Below are 12860 nucleotides of genomic sequence, written 5' to 3'. Positions count from 1 at the left end.
GCCGCGGACGCGTTTCCCGGACGGGTAGCGGCGCCGGGGCGCTACCAGTAGTGCCGACGGCCGCCCACGGCGTGGCCCATGGCACCGAGCACCCACAGGATCGCGCCGATGACCAGCAGGATGATCCCGATGGTCCACAGGATGGAAACGCCGGTCAGCGCGCCGATGATGAGAAGAATGAGCCCGAGGACAATCATGTGCGTCCTCCGATCTTCGGGGAATCCCTCCTCACCTCCACTATCGTCCCGGCCGGCACCCCCCGCCAGCGGACTCCCCGCCCGCCACGCGACCGCCGCCCGTCAGACCAGGGCCTCGTGGGCGAAGCACCACCGCCACTCCTCCCCCGGTTCCAGCGGTTCGACGATGGGGTGCTGCTCGGCGTAGGCGTGCGCGCGGGCGTGCTTCAGCGGCGAGGAGTCGCAGCAGCCGACGTGTCCGCAGGTGAGGCAGAGCCGCAGATGGACCCAGGGGGAGCCCATCCGCAGGCATTCCTCACATCCCTCGGGGGTGCGCGGGGTGACCTCGCGCACCATGCTCAGATGCGGATCGGATTCGCTGGTCATGACGCGTTCACCTCTTCTCCTGCGGCCGGGGCGGCACGGTCCTCATGCGGCCTTCCCCGGCCATTCGGTCTCGGGCTGTTCATAGGTGACCACCAGTTCACCGTGCTGGGCGTCGACCCGTACGACAGCACCGTCCTGGACATCACCGCGCAACAGGGCGCGTCCGATGAGGGTTTCCACCTCATGGGAGATGAAGCGGCGCAGCGGCCGGGCGCCGTACACCGGGTCATAGCCCTCGTGGGCGATGACCTCGCGGCCGGCCGGGGTGAGCTCCACGGTGATCCGGCGCTCGGCCAGCCGCTCGCGCAACTCGTCGAACTGGAGCTCCACGATGCGCTCGATCTGCGGTTCGCCGAGCGGCTTGAAGAGCACGATGTCATCGACCCGGTTGAGGAACTCGGGGCGGAAGTGGGCGCGCAGCTCCGCCATCACCAGGCTGCGGGCATCCGGTTTCAGCTCTCCCTGGGAGGTGACGCCGTCCAGGAGGTGGTCGGAGCCGATGTTGGAGGTCATGATGATGACGGTGTTGCGGAAATCGACCAGCCGTCCCTGGGAGTCGGTGATCCGCCCGTCGTCGAGCACCTGCAACAGCGTGTTGAACACATCGGTGTGCGCCTTCTCGATCTCGTCGAAGAGCACCACGGAGTACGGTTTGCGGCGCACCGCCTCGGTGAGCTGACCGCCCTCCTCGAAGCCGACGTATCCGGGCGGCGCCCCGAGCATCCGGCTGACGGTGTGCCGCTCCTGGTACTCGCTCATGTCCAGCCGGATCATGTTGTCCTCGGAGTCGAACAGCGCCGCGGCGAGGGTCTTGGCCAGCTCGGTCTTACCGACCCCGGTGGGGCCGAGGAAGATGAACGAGCCGATCGGGCGGCGGGGGTCGCGGATACCGGACCGGGCCCGGATGATGGCGTCGGAGACCAGTTCGACCGCCTCGTCCTGGCCGACGACCCGCTCGCCGAGGATCTCGTCCAGTCGCAGCAGCTTCTCCCGTTCGCCCTCCTGGAGGCGGAAGACGGGGATACCGGTCCACGCGGCGACGATCTCGGCGATCTCGTCCTCGGTGACGACCTCGCGCAGCAGCCGGTGTTCGCCCTGTTTGGCGGCGAGCTGCTCCTCCTCGGCGCCGAGTCTGCGCTCCAGCTCCCGGAGCCGTCCGTAGCGCAGCTCGGCGGCCCGGTTGAGGTCGTAGGCGCGTTCGGCCTCCTCCGCCTCCAGCCGGACCTGTTCCAGCTCCTGGCGGAGTTCCTGCACCCGGCGGATGGACTGCCGTTCGGCTTCCCACTGGGCGTGCCCGGCGTCGGCCTCGGCCCGCAGATCGGCCAGCTCTCGGCGGAGTTCCTCCAGCCGGGCCCGACTGGCGGGGTCGGTCTCCTTGGAGAGCGCGGCCTCCTCGATCTCCAGCCGGGTGACCCGGCGGGTGATCTCGTCGAGTTCGGCGGGCATGGAGTCGATCTCGGTGCGCAGCCGGGCGCATGCCTCGTCCACCAGGTCGATGGCCTTGTCCGGCAGGAACCGGTCGCTGATGTAGCGATGGCTGAGGGTGGCGGCGGCGACCAGGGCGGTGTCCTGGATCTTCACACCGTGGAACACCTCGAGGCGTTCGCGCAGTCCGCGCAGGATCGAGATGGTGTCCTCCACACTGGGCTCCTCCACCAGGACCTGCTGGAAGCGGCGCTCCAACGCGGCATCCTTCTCGATGTGCCTGCGGTACTCGTCGAGGGTGGTCGCGCCGATCATGTGGAGTTCGCCGCGGGCCAGCATGGGTTTGAGCATGTTCCCGGCGTCCATGGCGCCCTCGGCGGCTCCGGCGCCGACCACGGTGTGCAGTTCGTCGACGAAGAGCAGGATCCGCCCGGCGGCCGCCTTGACCTCGCTGAGCACGGCCTTGAGCCGTTCCTCGAACTCGCCCCGGTACTTGGCCCCGGCCACCAGGGAGCCCATGTCGAGGGCGAACACGGTCTTCTCACGCAGCCCTTCGGGGACGTCGCCGCGGACGATGCGCTGGGCCAGCCCCTCGACGATGGCGGTCTTGCCGACACCGGGGTCGCCGATGAGCACGGGGTTGTTCTTGGACTTCCGGCTGAGGATCTGCGTCACCCGGCGGATCTCGGCGTCCCGTCCGATGACCGGGTCGAGTTTGCCGGCGCGGGCCTCGAGCACCAGGTCGCGCCCGTACTTCTCCAGCGCCTCGTAGGCCACTTCAGGGTTGGCCGAGGTGACGCGCTGGCTGCCGCGGACATGGGTGAGGGCGGAGAGGAACGCCTCCTTGGTGACGCCGTGGTCCTTGAGCACCCGTCCGGCGGGGGTTCCCGGACCCTCGTCGGCGAGCGCGAGGACGAGGTGTTCCACCGACACGTACTCGTCCTTGAGCCGTCTGGCCTCCTTCCCGGCAGTGTCCAGCAGCTGGGCCAGCCGCTGGGTGACGAAGACCTGCCCGGGGGTGGCGCCGGGGCCGGTGACCTTCGGTCGGCGGGCGACCTCGGCCTCCAGCATGGTGCGCAGCGCGGTGGGATCGGCGCCCGCCTGGTCCACCAGCCGGGGTACCAGGCCCTCGGGCTGATCGAGCAGGGCGAGGAGCAGATGTTCGCCGTCCACCTCGGTCTGGCCGAACCGTACGGCCGTCGACTGGGCTTCCTGGAGGGCTTCCTGCGACTTCTGGGTGAGGCGGTTCATGTCCATGGTGGTTGATCACTCCTCGTGCCGCCACGGCGCAGCGCCGTTTCGAGCCGGTCGATGCGGTCGAGCAGATCGAGCACCAGACCGATGGATGCGTAGTTCAGGCACAGCCCGGCGCGCAGCCGCTGGACGCGGGCGAGCGTGGCCGGAGCGGTGGGGTCGAACACCAGCCGCCCCGCGGCATCGCGTTCGGCGCCGACGAGGCCGAGCGCGACGAAGCGCCGCACCAGATCGGGGTGGAGTCCGGAGCGGCGGGCCACGGTCTCCAGCGACAGTCTGCGGACCGGCACCAGGGGGAAGCGGGTGGCGGCGACGGGCGCGGTGGCCCGCGCGGTCGCCCCCCGTCCGGTGGCACGGGTACTCATGACGCCCTCCTGGGGTCGAAGGAGGAGGCGGCGGCCAGCTTCCCGAACAGCTCCCGCTCCCGGTCGCCGGGGTGGGGCGGCACCTTGACACTGATCTCGGCGTAGAGGTCGCCGGGGGTGCCACGGGGGTTGGGCATGCCCTCGCCGCGCAGCCGCAGCCGCCGTCCGCTGGAGGAACCGGCCGGAACGGTGACCTTGGCGGTGCCGCCGGGAACGGGCACCGGGACGCTGGCGCCGAGCGCGGCCTCCCACGGGGTGACCGGGAGCTGGACGTGGATGTTCCGGCCATCCAGCCGGAACCGCGGATGCGGCTCGATCCGCACCCGCAGGAACAGATCGCCCGCCGGACCGTCGCCGCTGCCCCGGCCGCCCTGTCCGGCCAGCCGGATGCGCTGCCCGTCGGTGACACCGGGGGGCACGTCCACCTCGTAGGAGCGCTGCCCCTCCGCTCCGCCGAGGGTGACCCCGCGCCGTCCTCCGCGGTACGCCTCCTCGACGGTGAGCGGCAGTTCGGCCTCCTGGTCGGCCCCGGGGACGTCCATGCGGACGCCACCGGCACCGCCGCCACCGGCGCCGAAGAACGAACCGAAGAGATCCTCGAAGTCCACGCCCGCTCCGCCTGTTTCGTCGCCGAAACCGCGGACCACCCGGACCCGGCGGCCGCCGTCGCCCCCGGTGGTCCGGCCGCGGAAGCCGCCCCCGGCACCGGCGCCCACCCGTTCCTCCCAGTCGTCGGGAACCGTGCGGAAGTCCTCGCCGAACCGGTCGTAGCGGGCGCGGGTGCCGGGGTCGGAGAGCACGCTGTACGCCTCGTTGAGCTCCTTGAAGCGCTCCTCGGCCCGCGGATCCTTGTTGACGTCCGGATGGTGTCTGCGGGCCAGGTTGCGGTACGCCTGCTGGATCTCCTCGGCGCTCGCGCCCCGCGAGACGCCGAGGACGTCGTAGAAGTCCCGTGCCACGGCCGGTCACTCCCGTCGTGCCACGACCACGGCGACCGGCCGGAGCTGGTGGTCCGCGTCGCCGTAGCCGGGGCGGAGCACCTCGACGACCGTGCCCGGCTCGGCCTCGGGGTCCTCCACCACGCCGACCACCTCGTGCCGGGCGGGGTCGAACGGCACCCCGGTCTCGGAGTGGCGTGCGTAGCCGAGCGTTGCGAAGGCTTCCACGGCCTGGTCGCGCACGGCCTCGACGCCGTCCACGATCGATCCGGGGTCGGCCCCGGCGTGGGTCAGGGCGAGGTCGAGGTTGTCGATGACGGGCAGCAGGACCGCGGCGGTACGGGCGCGTTCGGCGGTCCGCTCCCGCTCCAGTTCCCGGGCGTGGCGTTTGCGGAGGTTGTCCAGGTCGGCCAGGGCGCGCCGCCAGCGGTCCTCCAGTTCGGCCAGGGCGCGCCCGGTGTCGTCCCCTCCGGCGCCGTCCGGACCGGTGGCGGCGTCGGGTCCGGGCTCCGGCGCGAGCCGCTCCCGCTCGTCCGCGGGCGCGGGCAGGTCCTGCGCGGGGTCGGTGACGGCGCCCTCGGGCACCGGGTCGGGCGGCTGGGGGCGGGTGGCCACGGGGCGCCGCCTCAGCCCTTGTCGAAGTCGGCGTCGATGACGTCGTCGTCGCCCCCGCCGGACGCGCCCGGTCCGGTGTCCGTCCCTCCGCCGCCCCGCGCTCCGGCGGGAGGTGCGCCACTTCCGGGGCCGCCTCCCGCGGCCGCCGCGCCGTGGGCGGCGAGTGCGGCGTGGACCTGCTGGAGTTCGGAGATCAGCGGCCGGGTCCGGCCGGTCCCCGCCTCGTCCTTGACGGACTGCCGCGCGTCGGTGACCAGCATCTCGGCGCGGGCCTTCTCGTGGGCGGGTGCCGCGCTGCCCAGTTCGGCCAGGCGCTTCTCCACCTGGTAGGCGACGGCGTCCAGTTCGTTGCGCGCGTCCACATCCTCGCGCAGCGCGTGGTCCTCGCCCCGGTTGCGTTCGGCCTCGGAGACCATCCGCTCCACCTCGGTGCGGTCCAGGTTGGAGCTCTCGGTGATCTGGATGGACTGTTCCTTGCCGGTGTCCCGGTCCCGCGCGGTGACGTTGAGGATGCCGTTGGCGTCGATGTCGAAGGTCACCTCGATCTGTGGTTCACCGCGCGAGGCCGGGCGGATGTCGGTCAGCTGGAAGCGGCCGATGACGCGGTCGTCGGCGGCGCGCTCGCGCTCGCCCTGGAGGACCACGACATCGACGGCGGGCTGGTTGTCCTCGGCGGTGGAGAAGGTCTCCGTACGGCGCACCGGGATGGTGGTGTTCCGCTCGATGATCTTCGTCATCACACCGCCGCGTGTCTCCACCCCCAGCGACAGCGGGGTGACGTCCAGCAGCAGGACATCCTTGACCTCGCCCTTGAGCACACCGGCCTGGATCGCGGCGCCCAGCGCCACCACCTCGTCGGGGTTGACGCTCATATTGGGTTCCTTGCCCCCGGTCAGCCGGCGGACCAGGGCCTGTACGGCGGGGATCCGGGTGGAACCGCCGACCAGGATCACCTCGTCGATGTCGTTCTCGCCCACCTTGGCGTCGGCCATGGCCCGTTCGACCGGGCCGAGGCAGCGTTCCACCAGATCGGCGGTGAGCTGGTCGAAGGTGGACCGCATCACCGACTGGGTCAGGTGCTTCGGGCCGGCGGCGTCCGCGGTGATGAACGGCAGGCTCACCTGGGTCTGCGTCACCGTGCTCAGCTCGGTCTTGGCCTTCTCGGCGGCTTCGAAGAGGCGCTGGAGCGCCTGTGGGTCCTGCCGCAGGTCGATGCCGTTGTCCTGCTGGAAGGAGTCGGCGAGGTGGTCCACCAGACGGCGGTCGAAGTCATCGCCGCCCAGGTGGCTGTCGCCCGCGGTGGAGCGCACCTCCACCACTCCGTCCCCGACGTCGAGGACGGACACGTCGAAGGTGCCGCCACCGAGGTCGAAGACGAGCACCGTCTCGTGTTCCTTCTTGTCCATGCCGTAGGCGAGGGCGGCGGCGGTGGGCTCGTTGATGATCCGCAGCACCTCGAGACCGGCGATCCGTCCCGCGTCCTTGGTGGCGGTGCGCTGGGCGTCGTTGAAGTACGCGGGGACGGTGATGACCGCCTCGGTCACACGCTCGCCCAGTTGCTTCCCGGCGTCGTCGGCCAGTTTGCGCAGCACCAGGGCGCTGATCTCCTCGGGCGCGTAGAGCTTGCCGCCCACCTTGAAGCGCGCGACACCGCCCTCGCCCTCGACGACGTCATAGGCGACCGCCCTGGCCTCGTCGGGGATCTCGTCGTACATCCGGCCGATGAACCGCTTGGCCGAGTAGATGGTGCCCTTGGGATTGAGGATCGCCTGGCGCCGGGCCAGCTGGCCCACCAGGCGCTCGCCACCGTCGGTGAACGCCACGACGGAGGGGGTGGTGCGGCTGCCCTCGGAGTTGGGAACGACCGCGGCCTCACCGCCCTCCCACACGGCGATCACCGAGTTGGTGGTGCCCAGGTCGATTCCGACTGCCTTGGCCATGGCCACTCCTTCCGAGGCACCGGCGGACACCCGCCCCGGCGCAGGTGAGGAAATCCGGGCGGGGCCGGGTGAAAGACCTACGCGTTCACCGTCGCAAGGTCCGGGGGCGGTGCGCCTGCGCCTGCGGGGTCGAATCTCGGCACCGCGCTGCTCCTCCCGGGGCATACGGCCGGGCGCGGGGCGGGTACGGCGCCACACCCCGGGCACCGGCCACGGACTGTGTGCGACTCGGCACTCTGAGCACGTGTGGCGTGATCGTCAGCCACCGGGCGGATGCCATTCGACCATCAGGATCGTGGCGTCGTCGGTGAGTTCGTCGTGCTGGTGCTCCAGGACGGCGTGGATGAGCAGCCGCAGCACCTCGGTGGCGTTCTGCCCGGCGGCGGTGGAGCGGATGATGTAGTCGGCGAAGCGCTCCAGGCCGAACGGCTCCCCCGTCTCGTCACGCGATTCCACCACCCCGTCGGTGTAGAGCAGGAAGCGGTCACCGGGTTCCAGGCTCGTCTCGTACACGTGCCGGGTCTCCCCCGCGAGCCCGACGGGCAGGCCGAGCGGCGGCTCGGCGGTGCGCTCCAGGGCATGGTCCAGCAGCCGGTGGCGGCGGATGAGCAGTGGTGGCGGATGACCGCAGTTGGCCCAGCGGAGCACTCCGGTGCGCATATGGAGCCGGGTGAAGATGCCCGTGCAGAACTGGTCCGGGAGCCATCGCGCGAGCGCCTTGTCCACGGTGGCGACGAGCTCGGCCAGATCGGCGCCGGTGCGCCGGGCGTTGCGGCAGCCCGCCATGGCCACCGAGGTGGTGAGCCCGGAGGCCAGGTCATGGCCCATGGCGTCGAGGATGGTGGCGTGCAGCACGTCCTCGGTGAAGGAGTGGTCGTAGGCGTCACCGCCCAGCTCGTACGCGGGCTCCAGGGCCGCGGTGGACACCACCCGGCCGGTGCCGATCGACCGCGGCGGGAGGAACGCCCGCAGCATCTCGGTGTGCAGTTGCATGGGGCGGGTCCGGGTGCGCTGGGCGAAGGTGTCGATGCAGGCGCGCTTGGACGTGACGATGGGGGCCAGCAGCGAGGCCAGTGCCCGGCAGCGCCACAGCCGCAGCCCGTCCAGGGTGTCCATTCGCAGACACAGCACGCCCAGCCGCTCGGCGCCGTCCACCAGCGGCAGCCACACCAGCAGTCCGCCGGTGTCGGCGGCCTCGACCCGCAGCGCGTCGGTGCGATAGGCCCAGCCCGCGAGCGAGGCGTCGACGTCGAGACCCGGTTCGCCCTCGGCCAGCGGCAGCAGCCGCCGCTGCTGGAGGTCGGTGAGGTAGACGACCGCGCGGCCCATGCCCATGGCCCCGGCGTAGCGGTCCAGGACCTCCGGCAGCTCCGCGGAGGACGCCTCCTGGGTGGTTCTGACCAGCTCTTCCAGCAGCCGTTCCGCCGCCCCGGCCGACGGTGGCGGGTCGGTGTCCTGAGGTGGCGGGTCCGCGTCCACCATGGCATCCACCCTACGGCGGCGGGGGTCCCGCCGCGCTCCGTCGGCCCCGCGGTATTTCGCTTCCGGAATTGACGGAGGGTCACCGGAATGCCGTGCCGTGCGGTACGGTGGGTTTGATCGTCGCAGATTGGGGAGACTTGATGCACTCATCTGGCCGCGATTCCGACCAGGGCACGTTATCCGCATGCACCGTCCAGGTGTATTCCGATCCCATGGAAATTCCCCGCGAGTGGTGGGAGAGCCTGTCCCATCCTTCGCCCTATCTCGGTTTCGACTGGTTGCGGGCCAGAAGCGCGACCCTTCACGGAAAGCCGCGGTTCGTCGGGGTGGCGGGCCCGGACGGCGAAGCGGTGCTGGGGGTCCCCGCCTTTCTCACCGACAGCTCCTCCCATCCGGGATACGACCCGGCGCGCTTCCTGGCCATGGACGACGTCCCGGAGGAGGACGTCGCCGCCGAGCCGGGGGGCACGGCGGCGCTGGCGCGGCTGCGCGGACGGCTCGGGGCCCTGGCGTCCCGCCCCTCGGTGGTGAGCGGCTCACCGGGGCGGATGGGGGGCGTCAGCTATGCCGGTCCGCTGTCGGCGCGGGACCGTCAGGGCGCGCTCGGGCTCGCCGCGGCCGCGTTGGAGCGGCAGGCCGAGGCCGCCTCGGCAGCGCTGGTGGCCTGGGTCTACTTCATCGAGGACGCCGACGGGACCGCCGACACCGTGCTGCGGGAGCGGGGGTACACCCGGGTGTCGGTGGGGGCGGACTGCCACCTTCCGGTCACCTGGGACAGCTTTGACGGGTATCTGCGCGGCTTCAGCGCCAAGCGCCGCTGGTCGATCCAGCGGGAGGTGCGGGCGTTCACCGAGGCGGGGGTGACCGTCGAGCGGCACGGCGCCGAGGCACTGGACCGTGAATTGGCCGGTCTGGAACTCCAATGGCGCCAGAAATACGGAAGAAAGGCCGACCTGGAGGCCACCGTCGCCGATTACCGGGAGCTGCGCGAACACATCGGGGACGCAATGACGGTCTTCGTCGCACGACAGCAGGGGCGGGCTCTGGGATTTGTCACATTCCTCCAGGACGGGCCGGTCTGGTGGGCCCGTTTCCCCGGATTCGACTATTCCGCGGGACCGGACATCTATCTCTATTTCAATCTCCTCTTCTACCATCCGATCCAAGTGGCGATCAATGAGGGGATTTCCTCGATCTCGTACTCGATGGGCTCCTACGAGACGAAATGCAGCCGGGGGTGCTCACCACGCCACCTGGTGGCCTATGTGCGGACCGCCGACGACCCCGGACTGGCCGCCGATCTGGAGGTGGCCGACCGCGTCCAGCACCGGCGGTTCGACCGGATCGCGCGCGCCCACACCCATCGCGGCCGGGGGTGACCGGTGGAGACACGCCAGGAGGACGGGCTGACCATACGGTGGCTGACGCTCGACGAGGCGCTGGACGACACGGCCGCCCCGGACCGCGGTGGGGACGCCGATGTGCTGCGGGTGGCGGAGCCACCGCGCGGCGCCTGGCCCGCGCTGCGCGCCCGGGGTTTCGTCCCCAAGCCCCAGAAGATCAGCTGGATCACCGAAACCACGGGCAGCGACGAGGAGTTCCTCGCCCGGCTTCCCAAGGGCGAGCGGTGGAGCGTCCGCCGGGCCCGGCGGACCGCTGCCGAGGACGGGGTGCGCCTGGTGGTCCAGGAGCCCGTCGAGGCGCCCGCGCTCGACGCGTTCCTGCGCCTCTACCGCCGTCACATCGGCTCGATGCGCCATGGCGTTCCGTACGCCAGTGGTCAGCGCGAGGCGATCCTGACCGGACCGTTCTTCGCGGTCTGGGCCTACGCGGCGGAGGAACTGCTCGGCGGCGCTCTGGTGGTGGCCGCTCCCGCCGCGGCGTACACCAAGATCCGGTACGCCACGCTGGCCGGACGGCCCCGCGACACCGGGCTGACCCGCGCGGTGTATCTGCGGGCGGTGTGCGCCAGCCGGGAGCGGGGGTTCACCGCCACCAGTCTCGGCACCGAGCCCAACGTCTACGGCCATATCGCCAAGGCCGGGCTGTTCAGCTTCAAACGGCGGATGGGTTTCGCCCCGATGCCCTCGCAGGATCTGGGCAACGCGGGCGGGGTGGAGGCGGACCGGGTGGTCCACCTCGGCGCTCTGGACGATCCCGGGATGATCCTGGGGTACCCGGACTCCCCCGGCTGGCAGGGCGGTTGGGGCCATTTCTACACCTCCGCCCCCGACCTGGACCTGGGGCCGTACCGCACCGATCTGATGGCCGGGGTCACTGTCATCCGGCTGTCCGCTGGACGGCCAGTGTCCGGTCGGCGTGGATGACGCGGAACCGGTCGTCCCGGCCCAGCCACTCGTGCACCGCGCGGCGGCAGCCGTCGTAGACCACGTAGTCGTCGAAGAGCACGATGCCGCCGGGGCTCATCCGGTCCGCGATCCGCTCGACGCACAGCCGCACCGAGTCGTACCAGTCGCAGTCGATATGGGCGAAGGCCACCGGCTCGTCGATCCTCAGGGTGTCCTCGTAGAGGCCCTTGACGAATTCGATGCCCTCCCGGTCGGGGTCGATGCCCACCCGGCGCATGTTCTCCCGGGTGAAGGCCAGCAGATCGCCGCTGTGCTCCAGGTAGATCCGGTCCGCCTCCCGGCTCACGACACCTTCCAGCAGCGCCGTGTGGTCCGCGTGTGAGGCGGCGTCGTCCCGGTCCCCGGGCGGGGGCATCATGGCGAACACGTCGTAGAGCCGCAGCGGCCGGTCCGGTGCCTTGGTCCGGGCGATCACGATCGCCGATCCGCCCATGGCCACCCCGGCCTCCAGGAAGACACCCGGCACTCCGGCGGCCTCCACCCGGCCGGCCATGGTGTGCACCACCTCCAGTTTGCCGGGGCGGGCGGAGAAGGTGAGCGAGTTGCTGCGCAGGAACGCGATGGTCTCCGTGACGTTCACCGGACCTCCGGGGTGAGGGGTGGTTCAGCAGGGGGTGTCGGTCGGGCGCGGGGAGTACTCGACGGGTGCCGTCAGCACGGTGTCCAGGTTCGCCATCACCTTGTCGACGGCGCGGACGTAGTCGTCCATCAGCGCGGGGTCCTGGACGTAGAGGGGGTGGCGCACCGTGCCCAGGCTGAGGGTGATGTCGCACAGTCCGGACGCGACGGGGAACGCGGAACGGTCCCAGCGGCGCAGCGGGACCGCGTCGGTGCGGGGGTGCCACACCTGGGCGGAACGGCGGAACACCGGCTGCGCGGGCACCGGCTGCGGCTGCCAGATGCCCGTCTCGACGCCTTCGCCGCGCAGGGCGAACATCACCCGGTCCCGCAGATCGCGCGGATCGCCCTCGAAACCGAGCTCCTCCGGGCACACCCGCAGCGCGTACTTCCAGTACGAGCAGCCGCCGTTGGGGCTGGGCAGGGGTGGCTGGATGCCCTTGTGCCCGGTGAGCCCGGCGGTGAGCCGCTCGGCGTTGGCCTGGGCGCGGGTGTTGTACTCCTCCAGCCGGCGCAGCTGGCTGCGGGCCAGGGCGCAGACCATCTCCTGGCCGCGGTAGTTCCACCCCACCCCGTGCGACCAGTACGGGCGGACCACCTCGGGCAGGACGTCCTCGCCGTAGAGCACCATGCGCCGGGCGGTGCGGGCGTGGTCCTCGTCGTCGGTGGTGAACAGCCCGCCCTCACCGCCGGAGAGGTTCTTGGACTGGTTGATACTGGCCCCGGATGCCTGGCCGAAGGATCCGGTGACCCGGCCCTTGTAACGGATTCCATGCGCCTGGGAGTTGTCCTCCACCACCGGGACGCCGTGCCGCCCGGCGATGGCGAGGATGGGGTCGAGGTCGGCCGGTTCACCGTGGATGTGCACGGCCATGATGGCCTGGGTGCGGTCCGTGATCAGCGCTTCGAGCAGGGTGGGGTCGAGGTTGAACGAGCGGCGGTCGACGTCGCAGAAGACCACGTCGGCCCCCTGGTGGAGGGCGGCCAGCGCGGAGGCCACGAAGGTGTAGGCGGGCACGATGACCTGGCCGCCGGGCCGGACACCGACCGCGGCCAGGGCGGCGTGCAGCGAAGCGGTGCCCGCGTTGGTGGCCACGCAGTGGCGGACGCCCACGTAGGCGGCGTACTCCTCCTCCAGCGCCCGCAGCTCCGGCGCGTTCGGCCCGGCGGTGACACCGCGCCGGAGTGCCCGGTCCACCGCGCGGCGGTCGTCCTCGGTGATGTCGGGCCAGGACCGGTGCCGGTACGGGGTGATGAGCGGGGTCCCGCCCGCGATGGCGAGGGTGGCCAT

Annotated in this window: 12 protein-coding genes; 2 read left to right on the top strand and 10 right to left on the bottom strand. The window is 71.3% G+C overall.

The window, feature by feature from the left end:
• Window positions 1-41: 41 nt before the first annotated feature.
• The 8 genes from AC07FT_RS07150 to AC07FT_RS07115 form a co-directional block, all read right to left on the bottom strand.
• Entirely contained in the window at window positions 42-197 is a 156-nt protein-coding gene (locus tag AC07FT_RS07150) for a DUF6131 family protein (RefSeq protein WP_254750753.1), read from the bottom strand.
• Window positions 198-299: 102 nt separating this feature from the next.
• Window positions 300-563: a UBP-type zinc finger domain-containing protein gene (locus tag AC07FT_RS07145; protein WP_254750755.1), complete on the bottom strand. Its 264-nt coding sequence runs from the start codon at window positions 561-563 to the stop codon at window positions 300-302.
• A gap of 42 nt (window positions 564-605) precedes the next feature.
• Window positions 606-3245: an ATP-dependent chaperone ClpB gene (gene clpB / locus AC07FT_RS07140; protein WP_479174644.1), complete on the bottom strand. Its 2640-nt coding sequence runs from the start codon at window positions 3243-3245 to the stop codon at window positions 606-608.
• Window positions 3236-3607 (bottom strand): chaperone modulator CbpM, encoded by a 372-nt coding sequence (locus AC07FT_RS07135; protein ID WP_479174643.1) that lies wholly within the window; start codon window positions 3605-3607, stop codon window positions 3236-3238. Before AC07FT_RS07135 ends, clpB begins: the two co-directional genes overlap by 10 nt.
• Entirely contained in the window at window positions 3604-4566 is a 963-nt protein-coding gene (locus AC07FT_RS07130; protein WP_479174641.1) for a DnaJ C-terminal domain-containing protein, read from the bottom strand. The genes AC07FT_RS07135 and AC07FT_RS07130 overlap by 4 nt, the downstream gene beginning before the upstream one ends.
• A gap of 6 nt (window positions 4567-4572) precedes the next feature.
• Complete coding sequence (locus tag AC07FT_RS07125; protein WP_479174640.1) at window positions 4573-5160, bottom strand: nucleotide exchange factor GrpE; 588 nt, start codon at window positions 5158-5160, stop codon at window positions 4573-4575.
• Between the two features lie 11 nt (window positions 5161-5171).
• Window positions 5172-7100, bottom strand: a complete 1929-nt coding sequence (gene dnaK / locus AC07FT_RS07120; protein ID WP_479174638.1) for a molecular chaperone DnaK — start codon at window positions 7098-7100, stop codon at window positions 5172-5174.
• 258 nt (window positions 7101-7358) lie between these two features.
• Entirely contained in the window at window positions 7359-8582 is a 1224-nt protein-coding gene (locus tag AC07FT_RS07115; RefSeq protein WP_479174636.1) for a PP2C family protein-serine/threonine phosphatase, read from the bottom strand.
• Between the two features lie 212 nt (window positions 8583-8794).
• Between AC07FT_RS07115 and AC07FT_RS07110 the strand changes: the two genes are divergently transcribed.
• On the top strand, window positions 8795-9961 hold the full coding sequence (locus AC07FT_RS07110) for a GNAT family N-acetyltransferase (protein ID WP_479174634.1): 1167 nt from the start codon (window positions 8795-8797) through the stop codon (window positions 9959-9961).
• A 3-nt stretch (window positions 9962-9964) separates the two neighbouring features.
• Window positions 9965-10909 carry a hypothetical protein gene (locus AC07FT_RS07105; RefSeq protein WP_479174632.1) on the top strand — a complete coding sequence of 315 codons (945 nt, stop codon included), beginning with the start codon at window positions 9965-9967 and terminating at the stop codon, window positions 10907-10909.
• On the opposite strand, the gene AC07FT_RS07100 is transcribed toward AC07FT_RS07105, so the two are convergent.
• Entirely contained in the window at window positions 10863-11531 is a 669-nt protein-coding gene (locus AC07FT_RS07100; RefSeq protein ID WP_479174630.1) for a TylF/MycF/NovP-related O-methyltransferase, read from the bottom strand. The genes AC07FT_RS07105 and AC07FT_RS07100 overlap by 47 nt on opposite strands.
• Window positions 11532-11555: 24 nt before the next feature.
• Window positions 11556-12860 (bottom strand): DegT/DnrJ/EryC1/StrS family aminotransferase, encoded by a 1305-nt coding sequence (locus AC07FT_RS07095; protein WP_479174628.1) that lies wholly within the window; start codon window positions 12858-12860, stop codon window positions 11556-11558.

The organism is Streptomyces sp. NPDC045899 (assembly GCF_056431485.1).
The sequence above is the reverse complement of the archived record's forward strand: the minus strand, read 5'-3'. Positions and strand labels throughout refer to the sequence as shown.

Excerpts from the sequence above, each read along its gene's own strand:
- AC07FT_RS07150 (WP_254750753.1), bottom strand. The coding sequence starts at position 197 with ATGATTGTCCTCGGGCTCATTCTTCTCATCATCGGCGCGCTGACCGGC.
- AC07FT_RS07145 (WP_254750755.1), bottom strand. The coding sequence starts at position 563 with ATGACCAGCGAATCCGATCCGCATCTGAGCATGGTGCGCGAGGTCACC.
- clpB (WP_479174644.1), bottom strand. The coding sequence starts at position 3,245 with ATGGACATGAACCGCCTCACCCAGAAGTCGCAGGAAGCCCTCCAGGAA.
- AC07FT_RS07135 (WP_479174643.1), bottom strand. The coding sequence starts at position 3,607 with ATGAGTACCCGTGCCACCGGACGGGGGGCGACCGCGCGGGCCACCGCG.
- dnaK (WP_479174638.1), bottom strand. The coding sequence starts at position 7,100 with ATGGCCAAGGCAGTCGGAATCGACCTGGGCACCACCAACTCGGTGATC.
- AC07FT_RS07115 (WP_479174636.1), bottom strand. The coding sequence starts at position 8,582 with ATGGTGGACGCGGACCCGCCACCTCAGGACACCGACCCGCCACCGTCG.
- AC07FT_RS07110 (WP_479174634.1), top strand. The coding sequence starts at position 8,795 with ATGGAAATTCCCCGCGAGTGGTGGGAGAGCCTGTCCCATCCTTCGCCC.
- AC07FT_RS07095 (WP_479174628.1), bottom strand. The coding sequence starts at position 12,860 with ATGGCCACCCTCGCCATCGCGGGCGGGACCCCGCTCATCACCCCGTAC.